The organism is Pseudomonas sp. CH235 (assembly GCF_004368175.1).
Taxonomy (GTDB): domain Bacteria; phylum Pseudomonadota; class Gammaproteobacteria; order Pseudomonadales; family Pseudomonadaceae; genus Aquipseudomonas; species Aquipseudomonas paraglycinae.
Window position 1 is genome coordinate 324,609 of the sequence record NZ_RRZJ01000003.1, and the last position, 17,329, is coordinate 341,937.

Annotated in this window: 17 protein-coding genes; 3 read left to right on the forward strand and 14 right to left on the reverse strand. The window is 62.7% G+C overall.

The window, feature by feature from the left end; all coding sequences use genetic code 11:
• Positions 1 to 44: 44 nt before the first annotated feature.
• Positions 45 to 1,538: a HAMP domain-containing sensor histidine kinase gene (locus EIY71_RS05350; RefSeq protein WP_129973928.1), complete on the forward strand. Its 1,494-nt coding sequence runs from the start codon at positions 45 to 47 to the stop codon at positions 1,536 to 1,538.
• Positions 1,507 to 2,943, forward strand: a complete 1,437-nt coding sequence (locus EIY71_RS05355; RefSeq protein ID WP_085748451.1) for a sigma-54 dependent transcriptional regulator — start codon at positions 1,507 to 1,509, stop codon at positions 2,941 to 2,943. The genes EIY71_RS05350 and EIY71_RS05355 overlap by 32 nt, the downstream gene beginning before the upstream one ends.
• Here the strand turns inward: EIY71_RS05355 and EIY71_RS05360 are convergent.
• Positions 2,934 to 3,302 carry a hypothetical protein gene (locus tag EIY71_RS05360; RefSeq protein ID WP_102688534.1) on the reverse strand — a complete coding sequence of 123 codons (369 nt, stop codon included), beginning with the start codon at positions 3,300 to 3,302 and terminating at the stop codon, positions 2,934 to 2,936. The genes EIY71_RS05355 and EIY71_RS05360 overlap by 10 nt on opposite strands.
• A 164-nt stretch (positions 3,303 to 3,466) precedes the next feature.
• Here EIY71_RS05360 and EIY71_RS05365 point away from each other — a divergent pair, with 164 nt between their 5' ends.
• A complete protein-coding gene (locus EIY71_RS05365) occupies positions 3,467 to 4,273 on the forward strand; it encodes a class I SAM-dependent methyltransferase (protein ID WP_134020815.1) in 807 nt (268 codons plus the stop codon).
• A 12-nt stretch (positions 4,274 to 4,285) separates the two neighbouring features.
• On the opposite strand, the gene EIY71_RS05370 is transcribed toward EIY71_RS05365, so the two are convergent.
• The 13 genes from EIY71_RS05370 to EIY71_RS05430 form a co-directional block, all read right to left on the reverse strand.
• A complete protein-coding gene (locus tag EIY71_RS05370; protein WP_085748448.1) occupies positions 4,286 to 4,594 on the reverse strand; it encodes an addiction module antidote protein in 309 nt (102 codons plus the stop codon).
• Between the two features lie 2 nt (positions 4,595 to 4,596).
• A complete protein-coding gene (locus EIY71_RS05375) occupies positions 4,597 to 4,890 on the reverse strand; it encodes a type II toxin-antitoxin system RelE/ParE family toxin (protein ID WP_085748447.1) in 294 nt (97 codons plus the stop codon).
• Between the two features lie 148 nt (positions 4,891 to 5,038).
• Positions 5,039 to 5,731, reverse strand: a complete 693-nt coding sequence (locus EIY71_RS05380; protein ID WP_085748446.1) for a GNAT family N-acetyltransferase — start codon at positions 5,729 to 5,731, stop codon at positions 5,039 to 5,041.
• Positions 5,732 to 5,848: 117 nt separating this feature from the next.
• The gene (locus EIY71_RS05385) at positions 5,849 to 6,637 is read right to left on the reverse strand and encodes a ChbG/HpnK family deacetylase (protein WP_129973925.1); all 789 of its coding nucleotides are present in this window, start codon (positions 6,635 to 6,637) and stop codon (positions 5,849 to 5,851) included.
• Complete coding sequence (locus tag EIY71_RS05390) at positions 6,609 to 7,796, reverse strand: GNAT family N-acetyltransferase (RefSeq protein WP_134020818.1); 1,188 nt, start codon at positions 7,794 to 7,796, stop codon at positions 6,609 to 6,611. Before EIY71_RS05390 ends, EIY71_RS05385 begins: the two co-directional genes overlap by 29 nt.
• A 4-nt stretch (positions 7,797 to 7,800) precedes the next feature.
• Positions 7,801 to 8,490, reverse strand: a complete 690-nt coding sequence (locus EIY71_RS05395) for a GNAT family N-acetyltransferase (protein WP_134020852.1) — start codon at positions 8,488 to 8,490, stop codon at positions 7,801 to 7,803.
• A gap of 68 nt (positions 8,491 to 8,558) precedes the next feature.
• On the reverse strand, positions 8,559 to 10,478 hold the full coding sequence (locus tag EIY71_RS05400) for a hypothetical protein (protein ID WP_134020821.1): 1,920 nt from the start codon (positions 10,476 to 10,478) through the stop codon (positions 8,559 to 8,561).
• Positions 10,475 to 11,782 (reverse strand): lipopolysaccharide biosynthesis protein, encoded by a 1,308-nt coding sequence (locus EIY71_RS05405; protein WP_134020823.1) that lies wholly within the window; start codon positions 11,780 to 11,782, stop codon positions 10,475 to 10,477. Before EIY71_RS05405 ends, EIY71_RS05400 begins: the two co-directional genes overlap by 4 nt.
• On the reverse strand, positions 11,779 to 12,780 hold the full coding sequence (locus EIY71_RS05410) for a polysaccharide deacetylase family protein (RefSeq protein WP_134020826.1): 1,002 nt from the start codon (positions 12,778 to 12,780) through the stop codon (positions 11,779 to 11,781). Before EIY71_RS05410 ends, EIY71_RS05405 begins: the two co-directional genes overlap by 4 nt.
• Before the next feature lie 13 nt (positions 12,781 to 12,793).
• Entirely contained in the window at positions 12,794 to 13,930 is a 1,137-nt protein-coding gene (locus tag EIY71_RS05415) for a glycosyltransferase (RefSeq protein WP_134020829.1), read from the reverse strand.
• Complete coding sequence (locus EIY71_RS05420) at positions 13,923 to 14,891, reverse strand: glycosyltransferase (RefSeq protein WP_134020832.1); 969 nt, start codon at positions 14,889 to 14,891, stop codon at positions 13,923 to 13,925. The genes EIY71_RS05415 and EIY71_RS05420 overlap by 8 nt, the downstream gene beginning before the upstream one ends.
• On the reverse strand, positions 14,888 to 16,258 hold the full coding sequence (locus tag EIY71_RS05425; protein WP_134020834.1) for an O-antigen ligase: 1,371 nt from the start codon (positions 16,256 to 16,258) through the stop codon (positions 14,888 to 14,890). Before EIY71_RS05425 ends, EIY71_RS05420 begins: the two co-directional genes overlap by 4 nt.
• Complete coding sequence (locus EIY71_RS05430) at positions 16,255 to 17,307, reverse strand: glycosyltransferase family 4 protein (RefSeq protein ID WP_372239285.1); 1,053 nt, start codon at positions 17,305 to 17,307, stop codon at positions 16,255 to 16,257. The genes EIY71_RS05425 and EIY71_RS05430 overlap by 4 nt, the downstream gene beginning before the upstream one ends.
• Positions 17,308 to 17,329: the final 22 nt, after the last annotated feature.

A 17,329-nucleotide genomic window follows, 5' to 3' on the forward strand; every position in this document is an offset into this window, starting at 1 on the left:
GGGCGGCTGTAACCGGCTCGATACCAGAACGCCAGGGCATCCCCATGCAACGACTGGAAGAACAGAAAACATCGGCACCGAACCTCGCGCTGGCGGCCATCAAGAGCTGGGGCGGGCAGTTCAATCTGCTGCGCTGGTTTTCGCTGGCCAGTTTTTTCATCATCGCGGCCGTGGCGCTGGGGCTGGGGTATATCTCCACGCGCTTCGTGGTCACCGAAAGCGTGGAGCGCGATGCGCTGCTCACCGCGCAATTCGTGCAGGCCATCGGCGATGCAGAAATGCGCCATGCCAACATCACGCCGCAACGGACCATGGGCGAGATGCTCGACTCGCGCCAGGACGGGAACTACCCCGACGTCGATCCGCTGTCCCATGCAATGGCCCGTGCCGAGTTTCTCGATCATGTCGAACATTTGCCGGATGTTCTGCTGGCCACGGTGTACGCCCTGGACCGCACGGTCATCTGGTCGACCAACCCCGAACTGATCAACGTCAAGTTTGAAGACGACGACGAGCTGGATGAGTCGTTCGAGATGAAAGTCCCGGTGTCTTCCAGTTATCACAAGATCGACGATGAAAAACCCGAGCAGCGGCTGTCCCGCGAACCCAAATACCTGTTCATAGAAAACTACATTCCGATGTTCAACGCCGACAAAAGCAAAGTCGTCGCCATGGTCGAGATCTACAAGGAGCCGGCGGATCTGGTGGACCGCATCGACCGTGGGTTCGCCTCGATCTGGGCCGCAACGATTCTCGGCGGCGCGGCGATTTACCTCGGGTTGTTCTGGATCGTGCGGCGCGCCTCGACCCTGCTGCAGAGCCAGCAGCAGCAACTGATCAGCAATGAAACCTTTGTCGCTCTGGGCGAGATGTCCTCGGCGGTGGCCCACAGCCTGCGCAATCCGCTGGCGACCATTCGTTCCAGCGCCGAGCTGGCCCAGGAAATCGCCAGCCCCGGCGCGCAACGCAACATCGGCGACATCATCAGCCAGGTCGACCGCATGTCGCGCTGGGTTCGCGAACTGCTGGTGTCGTTGCGCCCGATGAGTGACGACGGCGAGGCGGTGGACCTGCTGGCGGCGGTCGAGGACACCCTGGGGGCGTTTGATGCGCTGATTCGGCGCAACGGCGTCGAAGTGCGATTCACGCCACAAGATTGCCCGCCGGTGGTCAGTCAACAGGTGCTGCTCACGCAAATTCTCAATAGCCTGTTTGCCAATGCCCTGGAAGCGATGCCCAGAGGCGGCGTACTCAGTGTCGAGATTGAAACAGCGCAGGCCGGTCAGGTGCGCATGACCCTGAGCGACACCGGCAAAGGCATGAGCGCGCAGCAGCAACAACTGGTGTTCAAACCGTTTTTCACCACCAAGCAGGGCGGCCTCGGGGTCGGCCTCGCGCTGGTCAAGCGAATCATGGAGCGGTTTCAGGGTTCGGTCATGCTGACCAGCCGCGAGCAGGAAGGAACCCGCGTCAGTCTCAACTTTAGAGTGGCATCGGGAGGGGAATATGGAACACAGCATTCTGCTGGTCGAGGATGACGAACTGCTGGCCGAAAATATTCAGACCTACCTGGAGCGCAAAGACTTCGAGGTGACGGTCTGCCACTCGGCCGAGGACGCGCTGGGGCAACTGGAAAGCTTCATGCCGGACATCGTCCTGACCGACAACTCGCTGCCGGGCATGAGCGGTCACGATCTGATCCAGAAGCTGCGCATCAGCGCGCCGGACCTGAAAGTGATCATGATGACCGGCTACGGCAACGTCGAAGACGCGGTGGTCGCGATGAAGGAGGGCGCCTTTCATTACGTCACCAAACCGGTCGCGCTGCCGGAACTCAAACTGCTGCTGGACAAGGCCCTGGCCACCGAACGGATGGAGCGCACGCTGTCGTTCTATCAGGAGCGCGAGGCGCAGAAATCCGGAGTGCAGGCGCTGATCGGCGAATCGGCGCCTATGCTGCACCTGAAGAACACCATCGGTCAGTTGCTCGACGCCGAGCGGCGTATGGCCAACGGCGATCTGCCGCCGGTTCTGGTGGAGGGCGAAACCGGTACCGGCAAGGAACTGGTCGCCCGTGCGCTGCATTTCGACGGTGCGCGCAGCAAAGGCCCGTTCATTGAATTCAACTGCGCGTCGATTCCGGCCAACCTGGTGGAGTCAGAGCTGTTCGGTCACGAGAAAGGCGCGTTCACCGATGCCAAGGACCGCCGGGTCGGGCTGGTGGAAGCCGCAGATGGCGGCACGCTGTTTCTCGATGAAATCGGTGAAATGGATCTGGTGCTCCAGGCCAAGCTGCTGAAATTGCTGGAGGATCGCACCATTCGCCGGGTCGGCTCGGTGAAGGAGCGCAAGGTCAACCTGCGGGTGATCAGCGCCACCAATTGCAACCTTGAGCAGATGGTCCAGCAGGGCAAGTTCCGCCGCGATCTGTTTTTCCGGCTGCGGATCATCTCGATCAAGGTGCCGCGCCTTTACGCCCGTGGCGAAGACATCCTGCTGCTGGCCCGGCACTTCCTCGCCAGCCACGGCAAGCGCTATGGCAAACCGAACCTGCATTTCAGCGATCAGGCCGAAGAGCTGCTGCTCAGTTACACCTGGCCGGGCAACGTGCGCGAACTGCGCAACATGCTCGAACAGACCGTGCTGCTGGCGCAGGGCGATACCATCGCCGCGCACCAGTTGAACGTGTGCATGAGCCTGTGCGATGACCTGCCACCGCAGCATCAGCACGAGGTGCCGCACCCGCACTTCGAACCGCGCCCGGCGAGCAATACCGAATCGATGAACCTGCCGGAAGTCGAACGCGACATGGTGCGCAAGATGCTCGACAAGACCGACTGGAACGTCACCAAATCGGCGCGCCTGCTGGGCCTGAGCCGCGACATGCTGCGCTACCGCATCGAAAAACTCGGCCTGGCACGCCCGGACAAGCGTCAGTGGTAGACCGCGTTGCTGCGTGGGCTGGGCGTGCCGAGGCATTCGAGCACGCACGTCGGGTCCAGCACCTCGTCGTTGACGTAAATGCCGCGCTCGGCATCGTAGGTGCGGATAAACACCCGCACCGTCGCATCGGCCACGGTCGGCAGTTGCGAGTCCTGGAAAACACGGCGATCCGGGATGACGATGAAGTCCTGTGGCGGCGTGTCATCGAACGGCCGGGGCGGCTGGGCCGACAGCGACGGTGGAGCAGGGTGGGCAAAGGGCTGGTCCGCCCCGTAGTAGTTGAAGTTGCTGTCCAGCGCCTGCGCCTGGGTGGCGGCGAGCAGACAGGCGGATAACAGCAGTCGATTGAACATTCCCATGGCAGCACCTGTGGAAGCGGATTTCCCCAAGGCTATTAACTATAGCTGTCCGTGGTGCAGGCGTTGGTGCAGGCGTTGTCGGCTTACAAGTTCGCAACAACCTGTTGCGCGAGGCTGAACTAGACTCGGGCCCGCTCAATTGTGAGCATCGCCCGGAGTGCGCCATGGAAGTGCCAAACAATAAAAATGCCGTCGAGAGCAATCGTCAGGCGTGGAATGATTCCGCCCGTCATCATCAGGACTCGCCCGATTGGCAGGCCTTGCTGACCGAAGTCACGCAGGCTGATTTTTCCTGCCTCGACGACACCCTTCGCGGCTTGCTGGAGCAGGTCGGTGTCGATGGCAAAGACGTCGTGCAACTGTGTTGCAACAACGGCCGCGAAAGCCTGTCGCTGTTTGCCCTCGGTGCACGGAGCGTGGTCGGTATCGATCAGTCGAGCGCGTTTCTCGAACAGGCCCGCGAACTGAACAAGCGTTCGCCGCACAATGCCGAATTCGTCGAAGCCGATATTCATCATTTGCCCGAATCGCTGCGCGGTCGCTTCGACGTCGCACTGATCACCATCGGCGTCCTCAACTGGATGCCCGACATCGGCGAATGCTTCCGCCACGTCGCCTCGACCCTCAAACCGGGCGGACAACTGGTGATCTACGAAACCCACCCGTTCCTGGAAATGGTCGACCCCGAGGCCGAAGACCCGTTTCGCCTCGTCACCTCGTACTTTCGCGAAGAACCGTTCGTGCAGGAAGAACCGATCGTCTACGTCGGCAAGGTCGAACGGCCGGCGGCCAAGTCCTACTGGTTCGTGCACACCCTCGGCGCGATCTTCACCGCCGCCCTCGAGGCCGGCCTGAACATCTCGCACTTCAAGGAATACCCGCACTCGAACCGGGAAGAAGTGTATGACCAGTACCAGAACCGCGAGGCGCAGATGCCGATGTGTTTTACGTGGGTGGGGGTGAAGCGCTGAGTAGCGCAGCTTTCAGGACGTGGAGTGATTCAGCACATGTCCCGGTTGTGCACACAGATCGATGCCAAGGGCATGAATGACTTTAAGAACCGTGTCGAAGCGAGGCTTGGCTCCTGGTGCGAAAGCCTTGTACAGACTTTCGCGCCCCATGCCCGAATCCTTCGCAATCTGCGTCATGCCACGCGCCTTGACGACATAACCGATTGCACGAAGAAACTCTTCGTTGTCACCGTCGGCCAACACTTGGGATAGGTATTCACTGATGGCTTCATCACTGTCCAGCAGTGCTGCCATATCAAAAGCTGTCAAAGTCTGGCTCATGGTTAAACCTCCTTTGCCATTTTTTTTGCACGTCTGATGTCCGCGCTTTGTGTGGATTTGTCGCCGCCGGCCAGCAAAACGATAACTACACCGTTACGCATCGTGAAGTAGACCCGATACCCGGCGCCGACATCAACGCGCATTTCCGACACACCATCACCTACGGGTTTAATGTCGCCTAGATTACCTGCTGATGCACGATCTATGCGACGGGCAATAGCTACCTTGGCACGGAGATCTCGAATAGAGGCATGCCAGGTCACGAACACGGATGTCTGTTGCACGAAATAGTTCATGGCTCGACTGTATCCATTTGGATACGGTCGAGCAGTCAGCCGGTTCTGTTATCGGCCTTGGATGTGTCGTCTGCAGGTGTAGGCAAGTAGTCTCAGATTATGTAGGAGCTAGCGTCTCCGATAGCTCCCACAGTGCTGCTTTGGACCTTCAAGCCTGCGCAGCCGCCGTCACCACCGGCCGTCCCGGTTTGCGCAGCGGATCGAGGCGTGAGCCTTCGTAGCGGGTTTCGCGGAAGAACCGCCATTTGCCGAACAGGCAATAGACGTGGGTGACGCGGCCCTGTTCGTGGTAGCCCATGCGGATGTGCAGTTTCAGCGCCGGGATGTTGTGGGTTTCGCAGACGTCCACCACCTTGTTGCAACCCTGGGCGGCCATGGCTTCCCAGAGGGCGACCTGCACGTCCACCGACAGGCTGCTGCCGAAGTAGGCGCGGATCATTTCACCGCCGAACTCGAAGAACTCGCCGGGTTTGACCGGGAAGGTGCAGCCGTAATAGTGGCGGTCGTGGTAGTCACGAGTGCTGCCCCAGATAAATCCCACCGCATGGCCGTCGGCATCCAGATACATGTGCCCGGTGTGGCCTTCGTTGGCCAGTTCGGCCATGGTCTGCACCCGGTCACCGAAGTGTTTGGCGAACGCGCCGGCATTCTCGGCGGTGATGTCGACTTTGCGCAGGCCGTCGTAGGGGCGCAGCTTGTGCGGCGGTACCGGGCTGACCAGGTCGCGCTCCATCCACAACAGTTCCCAATGGAAGAACACGTAGCGTTTCCACAACGTGCCGAAGGTACGGCCCAGGCCTTTTTGCTTGATACGTTCGCGCAGCTTTTCAATGACGCTCATGATGCCCTCCGTGGCCGAAGCCCGGGTGTTGTGGATGACGCTTTTGTGGGTATAGATCAAGCCGGCAAATTCATGTCAAAGCGCCAGCTTTGAAAGTATTGCAAGTTGTGTAACGGCTCAGATCGCCTCGGCACCCCGCAAAAAATCCTTGTTAAGATCGGCATAGGAAACCCGTGGAACCCCCGTCAGCCGCTGCTCTAGCAAGCGGCTCAGGGACTCTTCGGGTTGCAGATAGGCGTCGCCGAAATCCGCCCCGAGCTGGTTCGGATGGGCGACGATTTCCAGCACGCCGTCGGTCGGCGCGGGGGCGTTGCGCAGGTCGACCGGCGTGCAGACGTAATCCGCCGTCACCCCGGCCAATCCCTGCAATCGGCGGTTGAGCAACCCCTTGAACACGCGTTTGGGCAGGCTGAGGTTTTGCCCCAGGTTGCGCGCCAGGCGCACCGGCACACCTTGATGGGCAGCGAAGCGCGCGACGATCTCGCCGATCGGCCAGATGTTGTGCACGTGCTGATGCGAATCGAGGTGGCTGGGACGCACGCCGTGATCGACGCAGCGCTGCCACTGCGCCTGCAATTCTTCCTGCACCGCTTCGCGATCTTCCCGGCCCAGCCACAGGCTGTGGCGCGCCAGGCTGAGGTCGAACACGCCGTGGCTGTCGCAGAAGGTGCGACGCTCAAGAATGGCTCGGCTCAGGGGCCGGCCATAGGTCAGGTTGAAGTGCAGACCGATCCGGCCTTCCAGCAGCGGCAGCCGGGCCATGGCGCAGGCTGCTTCGAACGCCGGCATGTTGGCCATGGCGGTGGCGGAACTGATGACCCCGGCCTGGAACGCACCGAGGATCACCGCGTTTTCGTTCGGGCTCAGGCCGAAATCGTCAGCGTTGACTATGACTTGGCGAGGCATGTTCGCCCTCCGTGGTGGGGTTGATCACAGGTGTCGCAATGACCGCCGCTTTGGCCGCCGCACGCTTCGCCCGCCATTGTTGCAACGCAGGCTTGATCCGGTGCCAGACGCGCAGCCCCAGCCCCAGCAACAGGCCGCTCGGGCGCCACGAGTAGAAGCTCCAGCGCCAGTGTTCCAGTTGCCCGGTCATGCGTTCGTGCAATTGATGGCTGGAGTTTTCCAGGCTGACCCGCGAGGCATCGATCCAGCGCCAGTTGTCATCCAGCCCCCAACGAATCCATTCCTCCAGCAACACCCGGCCGCTGCCAAGGTCCGCGTATTGCGGCAGGAAGGCGAGGTTGTAATCGTAGAGCCGGCCCTGTTCGAACAGACCGAGTCGATAGCTGATGCAACGTCCGTTGAGTTCCAGCATCACCACGCGCACCCGGCCCGAAGCGGCGAGGGCGGTGAAGGCGTTTTCCATGCAGCGGCGGCTGCGGTCGCTGGCAAAGATTCCGACGCCTTCGTCGCCTTTCCAACTGACCGCTTCGACTTCGCTGATGACCTGCAGCAACGGGCCCATGCTGGTCGCGTCGGGCGTGATCCGCCGGACTTCGGCGCCGCACGCGGCAATCCGTTTGCGCGCCCGGCGCAGTTTGTAGCGCGGGTCGCCCGAGACTTCCTGGCGGTCGGCGTCGCTGATCAGGTGCACCGGCACCCGACAGCTCAAGCGACGTTCGCCGGTGGAGCTGTGGACCATCCATTCGGTGAGCACGCTTTCGGCACCGACCGGCTCGGTGATTTCATTGAGTTGCAGCAGGGCGTGGGGCACTCGCTGGCGAATCAGCCGCAGGGCTTGGCGCATGTCGTCGGCGTTCAGCTGTGATAACAACGCCAGGCGATCGGCCAGCGGATAACCCAGGTGATGCACCATCCGAAACGGCAAACCGAAAAACCGTTCACGGCTCGCCACCAGCGGCAGGCACAGGCGCAATTCGTCTGCTTCCCAACCCAGCAATACATGCAGCCGCTCTTGCGTGTCGAGCGCCTGCTCTGCCGCACACAGCCAGTCGAAGCTGTTGAACGGCGTGTGATCCGTCACCCGCAGGCGCAGCGCTTCATAGGCCGCCGCCGGGAAGTCAGGTGCGCACAACGAGGTGCGCCATTCGAATTGCGCCATAGGCTCAGGTCGCCGTTGCTGTGACAGGTGGACGGGAAGGTTTGCGCAGCGCCTCCAGGCGCGATCCGCTGTAGCGGGTTTCGCGGTAGAAGCGCCAGCGACCGAACAGTTTGTAGATGTTCATGATCCGGCCCTGTTCGGTATAGCCCATGCGCAAGTGCAGCTTGAGCGCCGGGATGTTGTGGAACTCGCAGACGTCCACGACCTTGTCACAGCCCTGGGCGGCCATGGCTTTCCACAGCTCCAGTTGCAGATCCACCGACAGCTCGGTGCCCCAGTACGAGCGGGTCAGTTCGCCGCCGAACTCGAAGAACTCGCCGGGTTTCACCGGGAACATGCAGCCGTAGTAGTGACGGTCGAAGTAGTCCCGGGCGCTGCCCCAGATGAACGCCACCGCATGGCCCTGATCGTCCAGGTGCATGTGCCCGGTGTGATTCTCCCGGGCCAGCTCGGCCATGGTGCCGACCCGGTCACCGAAGTGGCGGGCGAAGGCGCTGACGTTGTCCGGGGTGATCTTCACCACCCGCAGTGGCGGGTAGGGTTTGAGGCTGTGGGGCGGCACCGGGCTGACCAGGTCGCGCTCCATCCACAGCAGTTCCTGATGAGAAAAGACGTAGTGTTTCCAGACCTTTTTCACGGTGGCAGTGAGTCCTTTCTGCCGTAGGTTTTCAGTCAGTTTGCGCAGCATGTTCATGGTCGTTGCTCCTGATGACGAGTCATCGCGCGGCCAGAGGCCAGCGCGGCCGGACATCAACGGGGCGGTCATGAGGCGCTCCAGCGCAGGGCAAACAGGGTCTGTCCCGGCAGTTCGAAGCGCACGCGGCCGTCCTGACAGCGAAAAGGCGCGTCGCGGCTGCGGTTGTCGGCGCCGAAGTAGCGCAGCGCGCCGTTGTTCAACGGGCATTTGGCGCCCGCCAGGTCGACACGCTGCAAACGCGTGCCCTTGTTCACGCCGAGCAGCCCGCGCTGATCGTCGCCGGCCATCGCCAGCACATCGACTTCGAACGCGTCGTTCTCCAGCCACAGCACGTTGTGCAGCCAGTGTTGCTGGATGAACTGCTGGGCCATGCCCACCGGTTTCAACTCGAAGCGGTCATCGCTCAGCACCCGCAACATGCCTTTGGGGTACTGCGGCTCATCGGCGGCCTGAAACCAGTTGAGCATCGTCAACAAACCGTCCTGTGAGGCGTTGATCACCACCGAGGCCCACCACAGCGAAGTGAAATGGGTTTCCTGATCGTAGGGGCTCAGGCTCGAGCCGCTGGACAGGTTGGTCTGGTCCAGCAACAAGGCTTTGCGCGGCTGGCCCTTGGCATCGAGGCCGACCAGATCGGCAGCGCGGCGCACGCTGTCGCGGTACACGCGAGTGGCGAGCAGGTCGCGAATCATCCATTCGTGCCAGGCCAGCGCATCGACCTGATCGGCGGATTCACCGAGCAGGCGCCGGGCCCAGTCGATGCCACGCTTGTTCGCTGCGTTGTCCGCGAACGGCCCGTTGACCAATCGCGAACTGGCCGGCATCGCGATGCGCACGCCGGCCCTGGCATTGGCCGGGTCGCTGCGCACTTGCCGGGCCATGCTGGTGAAGATCGAACGGTATTGCTCGTAACTCGAATAATTCAGGTTGGGCTCGTCGGCGAACCCGATGTAGTGCGTGCCTTTGCCGCCCAGCGCACGGGTGCTGGCGAGCCAGGCGTCGAGGCCGTTGTTGCTTTGCACGTCGGCGCGCAGATCGGCCTGACGCTGACTGCCGGCGAGCAAGGTGATGTCCTGGCGAATGCCGAAGCGATCCTGATAGACTTGGCGAAACGCATCTTCGAAGTGCGGTTGTCTCGCCGTCACGTCGACAAAACTGTAGTAACTGGCGGCCGTCGGTTTCAGTGCATCGAGCAGCGGATGGCTGGCGGGCGGCGGCATCACGTAGGGCAGGGCGATGCCCAGATCCGGTGTACGCCCCAGGACTTTGTCGTGCAGGATCAGGCGCGTCTGGCCGTCGTCTGAGCGCAGCGGTTTGAGCTGTTGCGGGGTCTGTGCAAACAGATTGGCCGTGCCGTCGAGCCAGAACGCCGCTTTGCCGCTGCCTTGCAGACGCAGGCGCCAGACCTGTTCGCGTTCGCTGACCGGCAACGCCAGCTGATCGAATTGCCAATAGGCGCGATAGGGTTTCAGCGCCAGTGTCAGGGGCTGCCCGTCACCGACCCGCTGCGCTTGCAGGGCGCTGACCCCGCCGTGGAACTTGCCCGCCAATATCGCGTGCTCACCCGCGGCGACCTTGAAATACAGTTCATCGCCGTTACGGGTTTCCGCACTGAAATGCACCTTGGCCGGGGCGAACAGCGCCACGGTGGTTTCGTCGTGCTCGACCCGGTAACTGCGGAAGCTGTAGCCGGGGATTTCCAGCTGATAACTCGCGGTCCCCGGCGCCAACGGCCAGCTCTGGCTGCCACGGGTTTCACTGGCCTTGATGAAGCGCTCGCCCTGTAACTGGCCGCGGCCGTCGAGCAGGTAAATGTGCTCTTCGTTGGCCTCCGCCTGCCACGCCGGCGCCCAGCGCACGGTCACCGTGTCGGGGCGATCCGCTTGCAGGTACAGACTGCCGTCGCGAATGTCGCCCCAGCGCATCGACGCCGCGAAGGCGTCCAGCGACAGGCCGAGACCGAGCAGCAGGGCCAGGCCTTTCATGCTGCCTTCCGACGCTGCAACATCAGCCACATCGGCGTGAGGTCGCTGGGCAGAATGATCAGGGTTTGCCAGAACGCCACGCCGCTCAACCGGCAGTACAACACCAGCATCGCCACGGTCACCGCCAGATAGGCAATCGACGACGCTGCCGCTGCACCGACGATGCCGTAGGCCGGAATCAGCAGCAGGTTCAGCGCAAGATTGAGCAGCGCGCCGATCCCCATCAGCAGCGACACCGTGCCGGGGCGGTTCTTGCCGATCAGGTCCAGGCGCAGGATGCTCGCGTAACACAGGCCCAGCAGCCCCGGCAGCAATGCGAGCAGCGCCGGATACGCCGGCTGGTAGGCGACGCCGAACAGGGTGACGATCAGCCATTCGCCGATCACGGCCATGGTCAGGCACGCGCCGAGCATCACCGTGGCGGTCAGACGCAGGGCCAGTGGCGTGACCTTGTCCATGCCTTCATCCTGTTGCAGCAGGCGTTTCATCAGCGGCGTGGTCACCGCTTCCGGAACGATCAGCAGCAATTCGGCGGCGGCGCTGGCCATCGCGTAATGCCCGAGGGCGGTGCTGCCGAGCAGGGCGCCGATGAACAGGTAATCGGAACGCAGGATCACTTGCTGGAACAGCAGATCCGGATGGCTGCGCGCACTGAAGCGCAGCAGTTCGTTCTGGCTGGCGCGATCCCATTGCAGCTGCAACGGCTGCGCGCGTTTGAGCCACAGCCAGCCGACCAGCACCACCAGACTGATGCCGGCCAGCCAACTGATGAGTGCAGCTTCAAGGGCCGCTTCTTTCCACATCCAGAACAGCGCGAGAAACAGCAGCAGCGGCGCCAGGGATTCCACCAGCCGCAAGGCATTGAACGCGACCACGCCGCCGGACGCATTGTGCAAGGTCAGCAGACCACTTTTGAGCACGGTCAACGGCACCGCCAGCAGCAACAGCCACGCCAGCAGACCGAGTTGCAGGGTCACGTCCAGTTCGCTGCCGAATTCGCGCACCAGCGCCACCACCAGCAAGGTCAGCAGACCCGCCAGCAAACAGCCAAACACCAGCACTTGCGCGAGCAACAAGCCCATCGGCCGCTGCTTGGCCGCCTGATAACCCACGGCGGAATTCAATCCGCCGCTGGTGGCGGCGCTGATCAGATCGGGCAGGGTGCTGAGCAGGGCGAACAGGCCCCGTTCGCTGGGGCCGAGAATCCGCGCCAGCAGCACATTCCTCAGCAGGCGCAGGGCGATCATCGCCAGTTTGGTGCCCATGCTCAGCGCCAAGTGTTTGAGGTAGTTGCCTCGGCTCATGGCCGCGCTCCACGGTAGATCCGCCACGACAGCAGTTGCGGATTGCGCGCGGTGCGCTGGCTGACGCCGAAGCGTGGCAGGTTCAGTGGATCGCCGGTGCCGCGATAGATGCCACTGCCGGTGCCGAGCGCGAAGGGGTAATCGTGATTGGCGATCTGCTCGCGCACCCGCTCATCGTTGTCGCCGTTGGGGTAGCAATACACCGGCAGCGGCCGGTTGCAGCCGTTGAGCATGGCATCGCGGCTGCGGCTGATTTCTTCGCTCAGGCGCACATCGTCAAGGCCGGTGAGGATCGCGTGACTGGCGCCGTGGGGGCCGAAACGCACCAGACCGGAAGACTCCATCGCCCGCACCTGATGCCAGTCGAGTGCCTGGGGTTGCGACTCTTGCGGGCACTCGTCGGTCAGGCGTTCGAGTATCTTCGGATCGAGCGCTTTAAGCCCTTGCAGGTAATGCAACAGGGTCAGACTGCGCCGGTCCACGTCGATGTCGTCCAGCAAAACCGGCACGGGATGGTGGATCGACTGCAGATATTCGATCAGGTGCATGCGTGGTTTTTCACCGTGGCTGCCCCACAGGGTTTCACCGATGCTTTCCCACCAGAAACGCTGACGGCTGCCGATGAAATCGGTGGAAAGAAAAATGCTCGCCGGCACCTGATGTTTCTGCAGCAACGGAAAGGCATTGGCGGCGTTGTCGCGCCAGCCGTCGTCGAAGGTCAGCGCCACTCGCGGGCGCTCGGTGCGCAAGGCGTTGGGCTGGAGGATTTCCATCAGCGGCACGCAATCGAAATGCTTGCGCAGCCACACCAGCAAGTGTTCGAAGGCCTTGGGCCCGACGCACAGTTCGTTGCGGTGCGGCAGGTCGGCGGCGCGGTCGTTGGACAGCACCCGGTGGAGCATCAGGATCACGCCGGCGCCGTGCAGCTGGTTTCGCCCCACGGACGAGTTGAGATAGAGCCAGCCGCTGGTGCGTTTAATCAGTTGCTTGATCGCCATGGCTCGATCCCTCTCAACGGTTTTGGTCAGGGTTCCATTGGGCATAACGCTGGCCGCGCAGGAACTGCCACAAGCCGATGCTCATGCCCGCCAGTGTCACCAGCAGGAATGCCGCAAGGCGGAACGGCTTGGGCAAGCGGTGTTGTGAATCCAGCAGGCCGGCAATCGCGATGGCGTAGCCGATCAATTGCGCGATCAGGCTCAGGCGATAGAAATCGTGCTCTTCCCACAGCCAGAAATTGCTCAGCAGCAGCGGCAGCAACAGGATCGGCGCCAGGCGACGGATCAACTTGTGGCTGATCAACGCAATCGAATACAGCCCATGCTTGAACGGATTGAGCAGTTCACTGCGTTGCGCCAGGCTTTGCAGGCCGCCGACGGTGACCCGCTGGCGCCGGCGGAATTGCTTGTCCGCTTCGTCGACGCCGTGGTCGATCACTTGCGCTTCGGGCACGTAGACGATGCGTTTGAATTTCACTGGCGCGCAGGTGCTGATGAAGAAGTCGTCATTGACCTCGGCCGGCACGTTCTCGAACAGTTCGCGGCGCAGGGCCAGCAGGGCGCCGTCGGCGGAAACCATGCAGCCGGTACGGTTCTCGACCCGGCGCAACCAGCCCTCGTAGTGCCGATAAAGGCTGTCGCCAATGCTCAGTCCGCCACCGGTGACCGGGATCACCATGTGCCCGGCGCAGGCGCCGACCTGCGGATCGCTCAGGGGTGCCAACAGGTAGCCGAGGGTTTCCCGCGACCATTGGTTGTCAGCGTCGGTGAATACCAGAATGTCGCCCGTAGCCAGCGCCGTACCTGCATTCAACGTGGCGGCCTTGCCCTGGCGGGGCAGGTCGAGCACGGTGATTCGCGGGTCGACGACCTTGTGTGCGCAGGCCACGGTGGCGTCGGTGGAACCGTCGCTGGCCAGAATGATTTGCAGGGTCGCCGGCTGATAATCCTGGGACAGCAGCGAGCGCAGCTTGTGTTCGATGTGCCGCGCCTCGTTGTGGGCGGCGATCACGATGCTGACGTTCAGCGGCGGGGCCGGGCTGTGGCGCCATGCCGGGAATAGCGGCGCCAGCAGCGTCAGCAGCAGCGGGTAGCCGACATAGGCGTAGGCCGGCAGCAGCAGGCACATCCAGAAAATGAATTCAGCCACGGGCAGGCCTCCTGGCGTTCCAATGACACAGACTGAGAATGAACGCCGCGCCCGCCAAGTGCAGGCGCACCCAGTGCAGACCCCACAGTTGCAGGGTCAGGCAGACGTTGTGGTGCTTGGCGCTCTGGCGCACGCTGAGCACCAGCCCCGGTACCAGCGTGAGCATCACCATGATCACGGCGTGATGGGGAAAGCCGTCGAGCAGCGCGGATATCGCCAGGAAATCCAGAATCCAGACGAAGATCGACAGCATCGGGAACCGCAAAAGGCGCAGGCTGAAACCATGGCTGCGCAGTAGTTGCAGATGACTGCCCTGGCGCCACAGTTCCTTGCCCATCCACTCGCGCCAGTTCATTTCGTAACCCCAGTGCAGCGCGACATTTTCATTGATCGACAGCAGTCGGGCGCCGTGCTCGCGCAGGCGCAAGGTGAACTCCTTGTCCTCGCCGGTGCGCAGGGTTTCGTTGAAACCGCCGATCTTGTCGAACCAGCGCCGACGCATCAGCAGGTTGGCACTGGGCAGCCAGTCGACGACATGGCTGGTGTGAGTGGTCGGGCGCAAGGTCCGGCGCTGCCACGCGGTGGCGTACCACGGCGCGGCGGCGGGGGTGTGCAGGTCGAGACCGAAGACATCGGCCTGGCCACTGGCTTCGATGTCGAACAATGGATGCAGCCAGTCTTCCGGCATCTCGATATCGGCATCGATGAACGCCAGCCATTCCCCGGTGGCGATGGCGGTCCCACGATTGCGCAACGCGCCGATCAGCAGGCCTGGCATCACCAGTACGTGGGCGCCGAACTGCCGGGCGATCTGCGGGCCTTCGTCACTCGATCCGTTGTCGACCACGATCAGTTCACACTCGACATCCGCCGCGTGCGCCGCTTTTTGCGCGGCCAGCAAGGTGCGGCCAATGTGCCGGGCCTCGTTGTACATCGGAATGACGATACTGATCCGGCTCATGTCCTGCTCTCCGTCAGCGGTGCCTGCTCGGCTTTGAGGCGCAAGACGCTGGTCATGGCGAGCATGATCCACACGTATTTCTGATTCGGCGCGCTGAGGAACATCAGGAACAGCGTCAGCGACAGAAAACTCACCCCCAGGTGGGTCATCAGATCCGCCTGTTGCCAGTCACGCCGTAACATCCACGCCGTGCGTGCCCGCGCCAGGTTGTACAGGCCCAGCCCGAGCATGCCGACGAACATCAAACCGGCGGGAACCCCCAGTTCACTGAAGATTTCCAGGTAGGTGTTATGCGCCCGGCGGTACAGGTCGCCGATCTTGCGGTTGGCGGAAAACGCCTTGGCATAGCCGGTGGTGGCGTAGTGCAGCGGGAAGGTGCCGGGGCCGGAGCCGAGCAACGGGTTCTCGCGGATCATCTGGCTGCCGACCACGATGTATGAGGCGCGGCGGCCAAGGGACTCGTCGTTGTGCCCCTTGGCCCCGGCGCTCAACACGCTGAGGGACTGGATGCGCGCGATGTAGCCGGCAGGCATCGCGTAGATCGCCAGCGGAATCACGATCGCTGCGCCGAGCATGGCAAAGCCCAGATGACGCGGGCGAATCCGCGCCAGTTGCGCGCGGTAGTGCCAGCAACCGATCACCAGACTCAAGGCCAGCACCACCAGCCCGGAGCGCGATTCAGTCTTGGTCATGCCGCCGAGCAACAGCAGGCAGCAACCGCCCCAGAACAGCCGATGCAACAGGTTCGGGCTGCGGATCACCAGCAGCAGCGCCAGCGGAATGGCAAACGCAATCAGCAGGGCGAAGGCGTTGGGGTCTTCGAGCAGGCCGGCGGCGCGGCCCTGATCCTGGAATTTGGTGGAGAACATGGCCATGGCGCAGGTGGTGCTGACGGCCAGGGTCACCAGTCGGGCAAACAGGTCGAGGTTCAGCTCGCGGCCGATCAGCAGGGTGATGACAAACAGAATCAGGCCGACGCTGATTTCCCGCAGGTGACCGAGCGACATGCCCATGTCATCAGTGTTGAGCAGGCTCAGAAAGTACAGGGTCATGAAGGCGATCAGAAAGCGCCAGATATTGCTGCGCAGGCGATCCGAGGGAATCTGGTGCATCGCTAGTTGCAGCATCAGGATCACCGCCAGCGAAGCGCCGATCAGTTTGCTGCCCGACAGTGAACTGTCCTTGAAGAAACCCTCGAACGGCACCAGGGCAACGATGCCGAGCAGGCCCCAGGTCGGTTTGCGGTACAACACCGCGAACCCCACCAGACCGAGCACTGCGCCTGGCGCGAGGTAGGGCCAGGGGCTGGCCAGCAGAGCAATGCAGGCCAGCCCCAACAGACTGACGATCGAGAGCGGGAAAATCATGCGCGTGCCTCCCGTGCCGTGCGGATGTACAGCTGCGACCAGCGTTCGGCCAGGGCCTTGAGGTCGTAGCGATCCTGTTGCGTGCGTTTTGCGTTGTCGCGCAGTTGCCGTGCCAGGCCAGGCTCGGACAGCAAGGTGTCGAGCTGGCGGGCGAGGGCGGCGCTGTCGGTGGGGGCCGCAAGCAAACCGTTGTGGCGATGCTCCAGTACGTCGGGAATCCCGCCGACGGCGAACGCTACCACCGGCACCCCGGCCTGCATCGCTTCCAGCAGAATCATTGGCGTACCTTCGGTGCGCGAGCTGATCACCAGCGCATCGAGTTGCTGCCACCAGTGACGCATGTCGGTCTGGTAACCCGGCAAGCGGATGCGCTGTTGCAAACCGGCGGCGTCGATTCGCGCCTGCAAGTCTTCGCGTTCCGGGCCGTCGCCGAGCATCACCGCGTCGAGTTGCGGGTGCTGGTGACACAGCGGGATCAGCGCGTCGAGAAACAGATCCGGGCCTTTCTCACTGCTCAAACGCCCGACGTAACCGGCGAGCCAGCGTTGTCTTGGCGCATCGGAAAGCAGCGCGGCGGCTGCCGGTAATCCGTTGGGAATCACCTGCAATTTCTCCGCACGCACGCTGGCCTGACGGTGCAACACCGCGATGCTTTCGGCGACACACACCACCCGATCCACCGACGCCGTGCGGCACAGTTGCAGGCTCAGCCAGGTGTAGAACTTCTGCTTGCGGCTGCGCGGGGTGAAGCCGTGTTGAGTGATCACCAGCGGCAGGCGCAACAGCGTGGCGCCGACCCAGCCGAACAACAGTCCCTTGAAATTGTGGGTATTGATCAACGGACGCTCGCTCCGGCGCTGACGCAAGTGCCGCAGCAGGGCAGCCAGCCCTGCGCAGCCTTGTGCGTCGACACCGGCCTCGCGAAAGCGCGCGATCAGTTCCGGCGGCGCATCGAGGAACAGCACCTGGTGCTGCCCCGGCGTCGCCAGGCAATGATCGAGCAACATCCGCTCGGCCCCATAGAAGCCACCGCTGCTGAGCAAATGCATGATCGGCAGGGAGGCGTTCGGG